Here is a 14,886-nt window from a genome sequence, read left to right as displayed (position 1 = left end):
GGCGCAAAGTGGGCCCAAAGGCCCGCGAACCTAGCCCCAAGGGGTTAGAAAACGACTCGTTTTGGCCGGATTCGGCGCATTCTTGTTATCAGTACCCCGGAAGAGCCATTTTGAATGGCCTTGTTCAGCATTGCCTTAAGTGTCCCCCGCAAACCGCCGGCGGTAATCCCGCGGGGCCACACCCAGGTGGCGCTGAAAGCTGACGCGCATGCGCTCTTCATCGCCAAAGCCGCAACGGCTGGCAATCTGGTCCACGTTGTGCGCTGACTCTTCGAGCAGGCGGCGGGCGGCCTCCAGGCGCAGCACCTCCACCGCCTTGGCAGGCGTACGCCCGGTTTTTTGTTTGTAGACACGGGCGAAGTTGCGCGGGCTCATGCGGGCCTGCTCGGCCAGGGACTCCACCGTCAGGTCGGCGCGGGCCAGGTTATCGCCCAGCCACAGGTGCAGGGCATCAAAACTATCTGCGCCCTGGGTTTGCGACTCCAGCAGCACGCTGAACTGCGACTGCCCGCCGGGCCGCTTCAAAAACACCACCAGTTCGCGCGCCACCTCCATGGCCACGGCGTGGCCGCAATCGGCCTTGACCAGCGCCAGCGCCAGGTCGATGCCCGCCGTCACCCCGGCCGATGTCCACACCGCACCCTCTTGCACAAAGATGGCATCGCGGTCGATCTGCAGCGCCAGATAGCGCTGCTGCAGCATGTCGCACATGGCCCAGTGGGTAGCGGTGCGCTTGCCGTCCAGCAGCCCGGCGGCGGCCAGCAAAAACGCCCCGCTGCACACCGACACCGTGCGCCGTGCCGCAGCGGATGCCTGCCGCAGCCAATCCACCAGCGGGGCCGACTGGTCAAGCACCGAGGCGATGTGCGGCGAGCCGGGGACCACAAGGGTGTCCACCGGTTCCAACCCCAGGTCGGCCATGGCAGTGGTCTGCAGCTCTAGCCCTTCCGCGCTGCGCACCAGCCCACCGTGCAGGCTGGCGGTGCAGCGCTCGTAACCCGGCAGGCCACGCGCCTCCATGGCCTTGGTGGCGGCCCAGAACACGGTTTGCGCGCCGGTCAGGTCCAGCAGGCCCACCTCGTCAAAGGCCACAAACAGCACGCGGCGCAGCGGTGGGCGCTGGGGAAAAGTTTTTGGCAGTAATTCTGGGCTATTCGTCATTTACGACAGATTGTTCCACACCAACGATCCAGCCATTCAGCATCTAACAGAAAGAACCGCAATGAAAATCGTCGTCATCGGTGGCACCGGATTGATTGGAAGCCAAGTCGTCCAGCTGCTGCGCCAGCGCGGCCACGAGGCCGTCGCCGCCTCGCCCGGCTCGGGCGTGAACACCCTCACCGGCGAGGGCCTGGCCCAGGCGCTGGTGGGCGCGCAGGTGGTGGTGGATGCGGCCAATTCCCCGTCGTTCGAAGACCAGCCGGTGATGGACTTCTTCACCACCTCGGGCCGCAACCTGCTGGCCGCCGAGGCGCTAGCAGGCGTGCAGCACCATGTGGCGCTGTCGGTGGTGGGCACCGAGCGGCTGCAGGGCAGCGGCTACTTCCGCGCCAAGCTGGCACAAGAGGCGCTGATCAAATCCGCGAAGATCCCCTACACCCTCGTGCGGGCCACGCAGTTCATGGAATTTCTGGGTGCCATCGCGCAGTCGGGCACCGAAGGCAGCACCGTGCGCCTGCCGTCCGCGCATTTGCAGCCCGTGGCTTCGGCCGATGTGGCCGCAGCGGTGGCCGACTGCGCGCTGGCCGCACCACTTTACGGCATGGTCGAAATTGCCGGGCCCGAGCGCGCAGGCATGGCCGCCCTGGTGCAGCGCTATCTGGCCGCCATTGGCGACCCGCGCACCGTGGTGGCCGATGCCCAGGCCCTGTACTTCGGTGTGGCGGTAAACGACCAGTCGCTCACCGCCAGCGACGGCGCACGCATCGGGGCCATCGGCATCCAGGAGTGGATGGCGCAAAAGTAGGCAGGTGGCGCGCACCGGGCGATGGCCCAAGCGGCCCTCCGCGACAATCGTCCCATGCACGCCCAAGACATCCTCGCCTTCTGGTTCACCGAACTCACGCCCCAGCAGCATTTCGCCAAAGACGCTGCGCTGGACGAACGCATCCGCCAGCGCTTCGCCGCCACGCTGGAGGCCGCCGCCCGCTGCGAGCTGTTTGCCTGGCGCACCACACCCGAGGGGCGGTTGGCCGAAATTCTGGTGCTCGACCAGTTTTCGCGCAACATCTTCCGCGACACACCGCAGGCTTTTGCCCAGGACCCGCTGGCCCTGGCACTGGCGCAAGAGCTGGTGGCCAGCGGGCTCGACCGCAGCCTGCCCCTGGCGCAGCGGCCCTTTGCCTTCATGCCGTACATGCACAGTGAATCCAAGGCCATCCACACCCAGTCTATGGCCTTGTTCACCCAGTTGGGGATCGCAGACAACCTGCGCTTCGCCCTGCACCACCAGGCCATCGTGGAACGCTTTGGCCGCTACCCGCACCGCAACGCCGTATTGGGGCGCAGCGCCAGCGCCGAGGAACAGGTATTTTTGGGCCAGCCCGGGTCGTCGTTTTAAAACCGATATTTGCTACAAATTAAATAGCGTAAAGCGCAGACAAAATAAGCACTAGCGGCCTATTCTTCATAAAAATTTACGCAGATACAGGGAACCAATGCGGGGGGTGTGGGGTCCGTCCCATCCCGTACCTCCTAGATCCTGTCCATGCTGCGTGCCCTGAAAGACATTTTTGACGACTTGGTCGCCCAGGCCACCGAGCCCTCCCCCGCCGAGCGCCAGCATGCCCAGAACCTGGCCACGGCCGTGCTGCTGGTCGAGGTGATGCGGGCCGACCCGGCCAAGACCGCCGTGGAACGCCAGGCCGTGGTGCTCACCCTGCAGCAGCGCCTGCAACTGGACGGTGCGGCCCTGACGCAGCTGATGCAGCAGGCCGAACAATCGGCGGCCAAGGCCTACGACTACCAACGCTTCACCAGCAGCATCAACGAACACTGCACCCAGGCCCAAAAGATCCAGATCGTGGAAGACATGTGGCAAGTGGCCTACGCCGACGGCACTCTGGGCGCAGTGGAAAACAGCGTCATTAACCAGGTGGCCGGGCTGCTGTACGTCACCCACGGCGAATACATCGGTGCCAAGATGCGCGCCAAAGAGGCGGCCGGGCTGCTGTTGTAGCGATACTGGGGGCTTGTTTAGACCCACTTTGCCCATGCCAATCCTGACCCGCCGCACCACCCTGCTCGCCTCCCTGGGCCTGCTGGCCACCCGCCTGCACGCCGCCACCCCCACCACGCCTATCGCCCGCACCGTCTGGCCGCACGACCTGCAGGTGCCAGGCGGTGTGGCGCGGTTGTCGCTGGGGCCGGCAGCGGTGCGGCCTGTGGCCCATAGCGTCAGTGCAACGGGCGAGGTGCCGCTGTTGGTGCTGGGCGATGCAATCGAGTGGACGGCCATCGTCGGCATTCCGCTGGCGGCCGCGCTGGGCCCAGCCTTTATCCGCGTGCAAACCGCAGACGGCACGCGCCCAGTGGCCTACACCGTGGGGCCCAAGCAGTACCGCGAACAGCGGCTGAAAGTAGCGCCCGGCACGGTGGACCTGTCACCCGGGGACGAGGCCCGCTACAACCGCGAACATGCCCATCTGGAAACCGTGATGGCCACGTTCAGCGAACCCCTGCCGACGGGTCTGCGCATGCAGGTACCGGTGCCGGGGCGGCGCTCCAGCTCGTTTGGGCTGCGCCGGGTCTTCAACGGGCAGGCACGCAACCCGCACAGCGGCATGGACATCGCCGCCGCCACGGGCACACCGGTGGCGGCGCCGCTGCCAGGCCGGGTGATCGACACCGGCGACTATTTCTTCAACGGCAACACCGTCTGGCTGGACCACGGCGGCGGTCTGCTGGGCATGTTTTGCCACCTGAGCGCCATCGCCGTGCAGCCTGGCGATGTACTGCAGACCGGCCAGCGCCTGGGTGCCGTGGGCGCCACCGGCCGGGTGACCGGGCCGCACCTGCACTGGTCGATCTGCCTGAACCGGGCGATGGTGGACCCGGCGCTGTTTGTGGCCGCCTAGGCGTTTGCTACTAAATAAGTAGCTTCTTGTGCTGATGGGAAGAGCACAAGAGGCACTTTTTATGCCCATTTTCAATAGGCAACCTGGGGCTCTTCATAGGCGCTGGCGGGGCGCAGCACCTGGTCTTCTTGCGCCCAGACCTGGTTGCGGCCCTGGGCTTTGGCTTTGTACAAGGCCTGGTCGGCGGCCACCAGCATGTCCTCGAAGTCCGGGAAGCCCGCGTTGGCATCCCAACTGGCGCAGCCAGCGCTGAAGGACACGCTCAGGCCCGGCGCGTGGGCCGGTATGCGCAGATCGGCCACGGCACGGCGGGCCTGCTCGGCGATGCGCAGGGCCTGCTCGGTGCGGGTGCCGGGCAGCAAGATGACGAATTCTTCGCCGCCATAGCGGGCCACCATATCGGTTGGCCGGTGCACGCTGCGGGCCAGGGCCTGGGCCACGGCGTGCAGGCAGAAGTCGCCCTGCACATGGCCAAAATGGTCGTTGTAGCGTTTGAAGTGGTCAATATCCACCAGCACCAGCGACAGCGGTTCGCCACTGCGCTGGGCGCGCTGCCATTCCGCCTGGGCGGCGTTGTCAAAGCTGTTGCGGTTGTACACACCGGTGAGCTTGTCGCGCGCCGAGCTGCGCAGCAAGGACGCATGGGTGGTGGCCAGCTCCTGGTAGAACTGGGTGATCTGGTAGATCAGGGCGGCCAGCAGGCTGACCGACGAGACGACGCTCAACAGCCGCGACACATACCAGCCCAGGCTGTAGCGGGCCGAGGACAGCAAGGTCAGCGACACATCGGCCAGCGAAGCCAGCACCGCCACAAACAAAAACAGGTTCACCAGCTCCCAACGCTTCTTAGGCAGGAGCAGTACCAGCGCCACCGCGGCCACATTGAGCCCCCACACCGACCAGCCCGCAACGCTGTCGCTGAGCGTCTTGAAGCTGTTGCCGTTGATTAGCGGAGGCAAGTCGCCCTGCAGCGCCAGCCAGGCCATGGCGCAGGCCAGCAGCGGCGCCAGCGAAAACAGCAGTCCGGCCTGCCCGACCGACACCCGCTGGCCCAGCGCGCCATGCACGCGCGACTGCCGCAGCAGCAAAGACAGGCCAATAAAAAACGGAAACCCACCGTGCCAGAACACCCACATCCACACCGCCGACTGGGTATTGCCACCCAGCAGCCCCATGGGCGCAAACACGCCTGGAAACACCAGCAACTGGATCGGCACCAGCATCGCCACATAGGCATATGCCCCGGCAAGCGGTACCAGATAAAAGCGCCGCACCGCCACAAACTGCACCATCAGCAGGTAGGCGGTCAAGGCCTCGGTCAAGGTGACGGTGGCTGCAAAGATCGGTAAAAAGGGGGCCACCACAGGCAGGGCTATAGCCGCGTAGGGCACGGTCACCACGGCCGCCAGCACGATCAACAGCGCCAGCAACAGCGCCCACTTGCGTTGCGGTGCCGTAGCCGAAGAGCGGTGGGGAGCTTTGGGCATGGAATGTTTCGGTAGGCTTGAAGTGCATCGCGCACGGTCTAGAGGTATTCCATCAACCGCTGTGTCATAAAAATTGTACCAATGTGCTGTATGCAATTATCGAATTCACCCTGGGTATCCATCGCCTACACATCTGAAAATACTACTAATTTCATAGCACTTACTGTATATTCTGCATACGCTATAAGCTCTTTTTTCTTAAAAAATAGTGAGGATGTGCATGGCAGCGGCTGTGGCTTGCCAAGAACGATTGGGGGTGGCGTGGTCCCATTTTTTGAACGGGGCCGTGGCGGCTGCTATGCTTTGTTACCTGCGTTTACATACGATGCGCCTACGCCATGCCCCGTCCCCCCCTCTTGCGCGCTAGCGCATGGCCGACCCTGCTCGCCGCAGCGGCTCTGGTTGCGGCGCAGGCCGCGCTGGTCTGGCTGCCGCTGGGCTGGCCAGTGGCGGTATTGCAGGCGGCACTTCTTGCAGGCGGGGTGGCATGGGTGGCGGCGGTACGCGGTGCCGCACCCGTAGCCGCTGCACCCTTCCCGCACAGTCGGCTGGAAGAAGCCCTGGACATCCTGCCCGACAACATCACGTTCTCACTGTTTGACGCACAGGAGCGCCTGGTGCTGGTGAGCGCCCGGACCCGGGTGCTCTACCCCAAGGCAGCGCAATTCATGCAGCCTGGCGTGCTGTTTGAAGAGATTTTGCGCAGCACCATTGCACAGGGGGAAATGCCCGAATCCGAGGGCCAGGAAGCCTGGATACAGCAGCGCCTAGCGGCCTTTCGCCACCCCGTCGAACCGCAGATCCAGGAACTACCCAACGACCGCTGGTTGCGCATCAGCCAGCTACGCCTGTCGGACGGCAGCACCGCCATACTGCGGGCCGACATTACCGACAAGGTGCGCAAGGAACGCGCGCTGGAACAGGCCCGGCAAGAGGCCTACAGCGCCCAATCCCAGCTGTCCGAGGCGCTGGAGGCCATGCCCATCGGCATCGAGCTGTACGACGCACAAGACCGGCTGGTGTATTTCAACCGCAAGATGGGCGAGATGCGCCCCTGGTTCACGCTGGAAGAAGGCCGGGGCCTGACCCACGAGGCGCTGGTACGCATCGGCCTGCGCCAGGGCTTTCCGCACGAAGCCATGGGCCGCGAAGACGAGTGGCTGGCGACCCACCTGGCCGAACGCGGCAAGCGCGCCATGCCCGAAGTGCGCTCTTACCCCATCGGCGTGTGGATGCATGCCTACGAGTCGCGCACGCCGTCAGGCTACATCGTGGCGGTGCGGCTGGACATTACCGAAATGGTGCTGCAGCGCCAGGCGCTGGAGCAGGCCAACCAGCGCCTGGCCTTGCTGTCGGCCACCGACGGGTTGACCGCCATCGGCAACCGGCGGCATTTTGACGCGGTGCTGGCCACCGAATGGCTGCGCGGAGCCCGCCAGCAAGAGCCGCTGGCCCTGCTGATGATCGACATCGACCACTTCAAGCTCTACAACGACCACTACGGCCACTTGGCAGGCGATGCCTGCCTGCGCCGCGTGGCCCAGTTGCTGGCCACCTGCGTGCGCCGCGCAGGCGAGCTGGTGGCCCGCTACGGCGGTGAGGAATTTGTGCTGCTGCTGCCCGGCACCGACCAGAACCACGCCCGCCTGGTCGCCCAGCATTGCATGGACGCGCTGGCGCAAGAGCGCATACCGCACGCGGGCTCGCCCACGGCCAAGTACGTGACCCTGAGCATCGGCGTGGCCCACACCGTGCCCGATGCCGAACGCAAGGCCGACACCCTGGTGGATGCGGCCGACAACGCGCTGTACCGGGCCAAGAACGCCGGCCGACAGCAGTTTGACGTCAGCCAGTTCTAGCTCAAAATTACATGTCTTTTAGGCCTCTAGCTCATATAAAACATACACTAGTAGCTATTAAATAAGTAGCAATCAGTGCGCCTTGTCCCAGTTGGGGCCTACGCCTACTTCGGCCAATAGCGGCACTTTGAGATCGGCCACACCGGCCATCAGGCGCGGGATCTCGGTGCGCAGCCATTCCACCTCGCCCTCGGGCACTTCAAACACCAGTTCATCGTGCACCTGCATGATCATCTTGGTGCCGCGTTGCTCGGAATCCAGCGCTTTTTGCACGGCCACCATGCTGAGCTTGATCAGGTCGGCGGCCGTGCCCTGCATGGGGGCGTTGATGGCGGCGCGCTCCAGGCCGGCCAGCAGCGCGCCCTTGGCGGTCTGGATGTTGGCCAGTTGCAGGCGGCGGCCAAACACGGTTTCCACATAGCCCTGCTGTTTGGCCAGTTCCCGGGTGCTTTCCATGTAGGTTTTGACACCGGGATAGCGGTCGAAGTAGCGGGCGATGTAGTTTTTGGCGGCGGTGTTGTCGATGTTCAGGTTCTTGGCCAGGCCGTAGGCGCTCATGCCGTAGATCAGGCCGAAGTTGATGACCTTGGCGTAGCGGCGTTGCTCGCTGGTGACCTGCTCCACCGTGACACCAAACACCTCGGCGGCGGTGGCGCGGTGCACGTCCAGGCCGTCGGTAAAGGCGCGCAACAGCGCCACATCGCCGCTGATGTGGGCCATGATGCGCAGCTCGATCTGCGAGTAGTCGGCGCTGGCGATCAGGTTGCCGGGTGCGGCCACAAAGGCTTCGCGCACGCGGCGGCCTTCGGGGGTGCGGATGGGGATGTTCTGCAGATTCGGGTCGTTGCTGCTAAGGCGGCCGGTGACGGCCACGGCCTGGGCGTAGTGAGTGTGCACGCGGCCACTGCGCGGCAGGATCAGCAGAGCCAGCTTGTCGGTGTAGGTGCCTTTGAGCTTGGCCAGGCCCCGGTGCTCCAGCAACTTGGCGGGCAGGGGGTAGTCCTCGGCCAGCTTTTCCAGCACTTCTTCGTCGGTGCTGCGCGCGCCAGTGGCGGTTTTCTTGACCACCGGCATGCCCAGCTTGTCGAAGAAAATTTCGCCCAGCTGCTTGGGGCTGCTGAGGTTAAAGGGCTGGCCCGCAATCTCGTAGGCCTCGTTTTCCAGCTGCACGATGCGCTGGCCCAGGGCGTGGCTTTGTCTGGCCAGCGTGGCCGCGTCGATCAGCACGCCGTTGCGCTCGATGCGGTACAGGGCCTCGCTGCTGTCGATTTCTAGCTGGTAGATGAACGCCAGCTCTTTGACTGCTTGCAGCTGCGGCCAGAGCACGCGGTGCACCTCCAGGGTCATGTCTGCGTCTTCGCAGGCGTACTCCGAGGTTTTTTCTACGTCCACCTGGTTGATAGTGAGCTGGTGCACACCCTTGCCACACAGGTCTTCGAAGCTGATGCCGCTGCGGCCCAGATGGCGCTCGGCCAGGCTGCCCAGGCCATGGGGCTTGTGCACTTCCAGCACATAGCTTTGCAGCATGGTGTCGTGGGCATAGCCCTGCACTTCGATGCCATGGTTGGCGAACACGTGGCGGTCGTATTTGATGTGCTGGCCAAGTTTCAATTTGGCCGGGTTTTCCAGCCAGGGCTTGAGCCTGGCCAGCACCTCGTCACGCGGCAACTGGGCGGGCGCGTCGGGGTAGTTGTGCGCCACCGGGATGTAGGCGGCCTCGCCGGGGGTGACGCAGACGCTGATGCCGACGATCTCGGCCAGCATTTCGTCCAGCGAATTAGTTTCGGTGTCTAGCGCCACCAGTTCGGCGGCTTGCAGCTTGGCCAACCACAGGTCAAAAGCTTCCCCGGTCAGGATGGTTTCAAAGCCAGGGGTGCGCGCGGGGGCAACTTCGGCAGCGGCGGGTTCGTCAAACAGGCCGGGCTCGGACGGCTTGGCCTTGGGGGGCTTCTCTGCCGTGGGTGCGGGCTCTACGGCAGCCGCCCCGTCCAGATTCCGGGCCAGGCCCTTGAAGCCAAATTTTTCGTAAAAAACCTTCAGCGCGCCCGTATCCTGGGCGGTGAAAGCTATCGAATCCAGAGCAGGCAGGCCTTCGATGTAGCCCGCCAGTTCACAGTCGGTCTTGATGGTGACCAGGCGGCGGCCCTGCGGCAGCCAGTCCACGGCGTTGCGCAGATTCTCGCCCGCCACGCCCTTGATCTCGGTGGCGCGGGCCATCAGCGCGTCCAACGAGCCGTACTCCATCAGCCACTTGGCGGCGGTTTTGGGGCCGACCTTGGGCACGCCAGGCACGTTGTCCACGGTGTCGCCCACCAGGGTCTGGTAGTCCACCATCAGGCTGGGGGGCACGCCGAATTCTTCGGTGACCCCGGCCACGTCACGGCGCTTGCCGTTCATGGTGTCGATGATGGTCACGTGTTGGTTGACCAGCTGGCTCAGGTCCTTGTCGCCGCTGGACACCACCACCTCGATACCCTGGTCGCCCGCCACCCGAGCCAGCGTGCCGATCACGTCGTCAGCCTCCACGCCCGGCACGGCCACCACCGGCCAGCCCATCAGGCGGATGACTTCGTGCACCGGCTCGATCTGGGTGCGCAAATCATCCGGCATGGGGCTGCGGGTGGCTTTGTAGGCGGGATACCACGCGTCGCGGAAGGTGGGGCCTTTGGCATCGAACACGCACACGGCGTAGTCGGCCCGCACCTCTTTGCGCAGGCTGTTCATCATGTTGATGATGATGCGAATGGCGCCGGTTTTTTGCACCGTGCCATCGGGCAAGGTGGTGCTCATGGTTTCGCCACCGGCAAAAAAGGCGCGGTACAGGTAGCTGGAGCCATCGACCAGCAGCAGGGTTTTCTTGGTTGTCATGGGGGGCATTTTGCCTGCGGGCCGTGCCCTGTCGGCGAAGACGCCCGCCCCTCTGCCAGGCAGGGCTTAGGCGTAGGTATCGACGTTCTCGCCCAGTCCGGGTGTGCGGCGGGGCGCGTTCTTGGCCGCCAGGGCATCCTTGGCGACTTGCGTTTCTTGCTGCTGGCTGAGCTGTTCCTGCTGCTGTTGGCGCTGGATGGCGGCAATCTGCGCCTCCACCATCTGGATTTGGGCCTGCAGCAGTTTGACCCGCTCCTCTTTGGCTTTGGGCTCCATGTCCTGCGAGGCCACGTTTTTCAACTGCTCGGTGAGCTGGCGTACCTGCTTGAGCAGCGCCGCAATCTGCTTGCTCCCCTGGGAGCCTTGCACGCTGGTCGATGTAGAAGATGAAATTTGCATTCCTTCTTTATTGACAGATACCGGGATGTCTTTACACAGCGCTACCAAATAAGCTTTGCAAAAATAGCAAATGGGGCTGGGCAGACTTTGGGCAAAGTCCGTCCAGCCCCACCGTTTAGCTTACCGGCTTAGCACGATGCGGCCATCAGCTTGTCACGTGCTGCGTCGTAGGCTTTTTTGGGCACCGGCACGGCATCCGGGTTGCCCAAATCGACCATGTGGACACGGTAGGTTTCGCGGGCGGTGAAGGCGGCGATGGCGGCAATGACCGTCACGGCCAAGGTGATCGAGCCGACGGTGAAGGGGATGTCCATCGCACCGGGAGGTGCCACGTAGGCAAACAGCGCAGGCAACAAGGCGGTGACCAGGGTGCCCAGGTTCTGCGAAATGGCCATACCCGACACCCGGGTACGGGTGGGGAACATTTCGGGGTAGAAGCTGGGGAAAATGGCGTTGTAGCCCTGGTAGACGATGCCCCACATCAGGATCGACATGCAAATCGCCAGCGGCACGCTGTGGATGCTGATGGCGTACAAGTAAACGTAGGCCAGCATGCCCGAAGCCAGTGCGCCAACGATGATGGGCGGCTTGCGGCCAATCTTGTCCGACAGATTGCCCACAAACGGAATCACGATCACCGCCACGATGTTGCCCAGCACGGGAATCCACAGGTAGATGTCTTTCTCGAAACCAATGCCGTAGCCGGGCTGCACCGCGTAGGCCGCGCCGAAGATGGTGGTGACCACCGGAATCACATTCATCAGCGAGCAGCACATCACCCGCAGCATGTCGCGCCAGCTTTCGGTGACGGCCTGCACAAACGGGGCCTTGGGCACGTGGCCGTCGATGGTTTCTTCGGTGAAAGCCGGGGTTTCGTCCACTTCGCGGCGGATGATGTAGCCGGCCACGATGACCAGAAAGCTCAGCAGGAACGGAATGCGCCAGCCCCAGGTGTTGAACTGCTCAGCTGGCATGAAGTGCGCCAACGGCAGGAATACGGCGGCCGCCAGAATCTGCCCGGCCTGCACACCTTACAAGGTGAAGCTGGCGAAGAAGCCGCGCCGCCCAAAGGGTGCGTGCTCCAGAATCATCGAGCTGGCCCCGGAGATTTCCCCGGCCACCGCAAAACCCTGGATCAAGCGCAAGATCACCAACAGCGCTGGTGCCCACAGGCCGACCTGGTCATAGGTGGGCAGCAGGCCCACGGCGACGGTCGAAAAACCCATCAGGAACATGCAGAGAATCAGCACCTTCTTGCGGCCCTGGGTGTCGCCCCAGTGGCCCAGAAAAAACGCGCCGATGGGCCGCGCCACGTAACCGACGCCGTAGGTGGCCAGCGACGCGATGATGGCCGTCTTGGGGTCGCCCTTAGGGAAGAAAATTTGCGGAAAAATCAACGCCACTGCCGTGGCGTAGATGAAAAAGTCGTAGTACTCCAACGCCGAGCCGATCCAGCCGCTGGCGGTTGCCTTCTTCGACTGTTCCTTGTTATGCGCTGCGCCATCCTGGGTATTCGCCATGCATGTCTCCTCTATTGTGTGAACGTTTGTCTGCAAAAGTAGATGCAAGACAAAACCGGGGTACTGAACATACCGAACCACCTGATCTCGCGTGATATCGGTGTTGCGGCCTCACGGCTTTGGAGGGCCGCAAGGAAAATGTAGCGATGAGCGGGGGTAACCACCATACTGTTTCCCCCATAAGCGATCAATGATCGACCGCGACCGTACACTAGACGACCAAACCACGGGTAAGTCCTAGGGCCGACCGAACCCAGCCATCGGCATCCGCACCACAGCCCCCAGGGTGCGATTTCGCTTACCGACACCTCTTCTACAAAGTCTACCTGCATGACCGAGCCCGCCCCCATCGACCGCAAACTGCTGATTGAAGGCCTGGGCAAGGGCCTGCGGGTGATAGAGGCGTTTTCGGACGACCGCCCCCGCATGACGGCCGCCGAAGCGGGCGCACACACCGGGCTGACGCGCACCGCCGCCCGCCGCTACCTGCTCAGCCTGGTGCATTTTGGCTATGCGGCCACCGACGGCAAGCACTACTGGCTGCTGCCCCGGGTGCTGCGCCTGGGCCAAGCTTTTCTGGACGGTGCCCGCATTCCGCGGCTGGTGCAGCCTTACATCCAGCGTGCGTCCATCCAGTGCGGCGAGACCTTCAACGTTGGTTCGCTGGACGGCCACGAGATCGTCTACCTGGCGCGCAGCAATACCTCGCGCATCATCTCCATCGGCTTCCCCCCCGGTGCGCGCGTGCCCGCCCACGTGGTGGCGCAGGGCTTCATTTTGCTGTCCACCCTGGACGACGCGGCCCTGGATGCCTGGATTGCCGCGCACGATTTCGCGGGCTTCACCGGCTCCACCCTGATCGACCCGGCCGCTTTCCGCGACAGCGTGGTAGCCGCCCGCGCGGTGGACTACTGGCACGCCGACCAGTACCTCGACTTCGGCCTCAGCGGCCTGGCCGTGGCCCTGAAAGACCGCAAAGGCCGCTGCCACTACGCCCTGAGCGTCACCGTGCAGCGGCAGATGTACCCGGGCGGGCAAATGGTGGCCAAGCTGCTGCCCATCCTGCGGGAAGTGGCAGAGGCACTGCGGCCGGTGCTGTAATTTGCAACGGCAATTGCTATTTAATTAATAGCTACATACGTATACAAAGATTGGGCTAAATTGCCAAAAGTCTTATAAATTTTAGATTGATTGCTGTGTAGTCTGACGGACGCGCTTGGCAGCGTGCGGGCCGACGTTTGACGCCCACATGGCCCGACGGCCGAGCCATGGGCCCGCAGGCAAAGACCTCGGCACAAGCAGCATGAACGACTTCCCCCCTGAACAGCTGTCCGTTTGGGCAGCTGAGGCCCCGTTCACGCGCTGACGGTGTGTTTTATTTCCTGAAATGCAGCCAGCCCCCAGGGGCCCAACTCCCGACCTATGCTGCTCTTCTTCATGCCCCCCAGGCGGTCTGCGGAAGGATGACTTGCGGCGCATTGATCCAGACCAGACCCACCTGCAATTCCCGCGCAAGCCACTTTGCGCGCACCGGGTCCGCGGTGACCACGGTGGCGACCAGTCCAAAAGCGCTGTCATTGGCCAGAGCCAATGCCTCGGCATCGCCGCTAAAACTGCGCACGCAAAGCACCGGTCCAAAGATTTCCTCGCGCCACAAAACGCTCTGCACGGGCACGTTATGGAAAATGGTGGGGGCTACAAAATAGCCGCATGCCATGCCGGGCACGCGATGGCCCCCCGTGACCAACTCCAGGCCCTCGTCCAGGCCATATGCAATGGAGCGCATCACACGCTCGTACTGCAGCTGACTGACCAGAGGGCCCATCTGCGTGCGACTGTCGAACGGATCGCCCAGCACCAAGCTAAGTGCCAAATCCATGTCGGCATCGGCACATACCAATATCGGGGACTTGCCCCCCAGTTCCAGGCTGACACCTTTGACACTGCCAGCCGCCGCCTGCATCACCAAGCTGCCGACGGCGTTGCTGCCGGTGAATGACAGCTTGGACACCAGCGGGTGGGTGCAGAGCGGCTCCCCGACCGCAGTGCCAGTGCCTGGCACTACATTAAAAACACCTGGCGGCAAACCTGCCGCATCGATGATGGCGGCCAGCGCCAGTTCCGGCAGGGGGGTCACTTCAGACGGCTTGAGCACCACGGTGCAACCCGCTGCCAGCGCCGGTGCCAGCTTCCACGCCGTGGTCACCATGGGGAAATTCCAAGGCACGATCAAAGCCACCACGCCGCAGGGCTCACGGCTGTAGCTGGCCTGGAAATCTGCACTCGGCAGGACAACCGTCTGCTCTGCGGTGGCGTCCAGCTGTTCGGCCAGCTCGGCGTAATAGTTGAACGTGGCAATCACGTCGGCCACGTCCATGGCCGACTCCGCCAGGGGCTTGCCACCGTTCAGCGACTGCAAATGGGCCAACGCGTCTTTTTGCTGCTCCACACCCAGGGCGATGGCACGCAGATAGCCTGCGCGCTGCGCTCCGCTGCTGTGGCTCCAAGCGGCGAAGGCTGCAGCCGCGGCGGCCACCGCCGTATCGACATCACCGGCATCGCCTGCGCTCACCTCACAAATTAGCTCTTCGGTGTGTGGATTGATCACTGCCAGGCACTGGCCTCGGGCGGACGGACACCAAGCGCCGTTGACGTACATACGGGTATGCATGTGTGC

The 14,886-nt window shown here is 63.6% G+C and carries 11 protein-coding genes and 1 pseudogene; 6 read left to right on the top strand and 6 right to left on the bottom strand.

What is annotated here, in order from left to right; translation table 11 throughout:
* Nucleotides 1-135: 135 nt before the first annotated feature.
* Entirely contained in the window at nt 136-1,161 is a 1,026-nt protein-coding gene (locus Q0T48_RS02845) for a helix-turn-helix domain-containing protein (protein WP_295952117.1), read from the bottom strand.
* A 61-nt stretch (nt 1,162-1,222) separates the two neighbouring features.
* Here Q0T48_RS02845 and Q0T48_RS02840 point away from each other — a divergent pair, with 61 nt between their 5' ends.
* The 4 genes from Q0T48_RS02840 (at nt 1,223) to Q0T48_RS02825 (ending at nt 4,076) form a co-directional block, all read left to right on the top strand.
* Nucleotides 1,223-1,966, top strand: a complete 744-nt coding sequence (locus Q0T48_RS02840; protein WP_295952114.1) for an SDR family oxidoreductase — start codon at nt 1,223-1,225, stop codon at nt 1,964-1,966.
* A 54-nt stretch (nt 1,967-2,020) separates the two neighbouring features.
* The gene (locus Q0T48_RS02835; RefSeq protein ID WP_295952111.1) at nt 2,021-2,560 is read left to right on the top strand and encodes a DUF924 family protein; all 540 of its coding nucleotides are present in this window, start codon (nt 2,021-2,023) and stop codon (nt 2,558-2,560) included.
* A gap of 147 nt (nt 2,561-2,707) precedes the next feature.
* On the top strand, nt 2,708-3,178 hold the full coding sequence (locus Q0T48_RS02830) for a TerB family tellurite resistance protein (protein WP_295952109.1): 471 nt from the start codon (nt 2,708-2,710) through the stop codon (nt 3,176-3,178).
* 34 nt (nt 3,179-3,212) lie between these two features.
* Entirely contained in the window at nt 3,213-4,076 is an 864-nt protein-coding gene (locus tag Q0T48_RS02825) for a M23 family metallopeptidase (protein ID WP_295952106.1), read from the top strand.
* 71 nt (nt 4,077-4,147) lie between these two features.
* Here Q0T48_RS02825 and Q0T48_RS02820 read toward each other — a convergent pair whose 3' ends face one another.
* On the bottom strand, nt 4,148-5,563 hold the full coding sequence (locus tag Q0T48_RS02820) for a sensor domain-containing diguanylate cyclase (RefSeq protein WP_295952104.1): 1,416 nt from the start codon (nt 5,561-5,563) through the stop codon (nt 4,148-4,150).
* Nucleotides 5,564-5,901: 338 nt separating this feature from the next.
* Between Q0T48_RS02820 and Q0T48_RS02815 the strand changes: the two genes are divergently transcribed.
* Nucleotides 5,902-7,422, top strand: coding sequence for a GGDEF domain-containing protein (locus tag Q0T48_RS02815; RefSeq protein ID WP_295952101.1), 1,521 nt, complete (start codon nt 5,902-5,904; stop codon nt 7,420-7,422).
* Between the two features lie 72 nt (nt 7,423-7,494).
* On the opposite strand, the gene polA is transcribed toward Q0T48_RS02815, so the two are convergent.
* The 3 genes and pseudogenes from polA to Q0T48_RS02800 all read right to left on the bottom strand — a co-directional run bounded on the left by polA (nt 7,495) and on the right by Q0T48_RS02800 (nt 12,209).
* Nucleotides 7,495-10,290, bottom strand: a complete 2,796-nt coding sequence (gene polA / locus Q0T48_RS02810) for a DNA polymerase I (RefSeq protein ID WP_295952098.1) — start codon at nt 10,288-10,290, stop codon at nt 7,495-7,497.
* Between the two features lie 66 nt (nt 10,291-10,356).
* Nucleotides 10,357-10,689 (bottom strand): FlxA-like family protein, encoded by a 333-nt coding sequence (locus Q0T48_RS02805; RefSeq protein ID WP_295952095.1) that lies wholly within the window; start codon nt 10,687-10,689, stop codon nt 10,357-10,359.
* Between the two features lie 128 nt (nt 10,690-10,817).
* Nucleotides 10,818-12,209 (bottom strand): annotated as a pseudogene (locus Q0T48_RS02800) (MFS transporter).
* A 330-nt stretch (nt 12,210-12,539) separates the two neighbouring features.
* Between Q0T48_RS02800 and Q0T48_RS02795 the strand changes: the two are divergent.
* Nucleotides 12,540-13,310 (top strand): IclR family transcriptional regulator C-terminal domain-containing protein, encoded by a 771-nt coding sequence (locus tag Q0T48_RS02795; RefSeq protein ID WP_295952092.1) that lies wholly within the window; start codon nt 12,540-12,542, stop codon nt 13,308-13,310.
* Nucleotides 13,311-13,644: 334 nt separating this feature from the next.
* On the opposite strand, the gene Q0T48_RS02790 is transcribed toward Q0T48_RS02795, so the two are convergent.
* Complete coding sequence (locus Q0T48_RS02790; protein ID WP_366887922.1) at nt 13,645-14,880, bottom strand: aldehyde dehydrogenase family protein; 1,236 nt, start codon at nt 14,878-14,880, stop codon at nt 13,645-13,647.
* Between the last annotated feature and the right edge of the window lie 6 nt (nt 14,881-14,886).

Source organism: Rhodoferax sp., assembly GCF_025354435.1.
Taxonomy (GTDB): Bacteria; Pseudomonadota; Gammaproteobacteria; order Burkholderiales; family Burkholderiaceae_C; genus Rhodoferax_B.
Note: the sequence above shows the minus strand (reverse complement) of the source record. Positions and strands in the feature narration are given on the sequence as shown.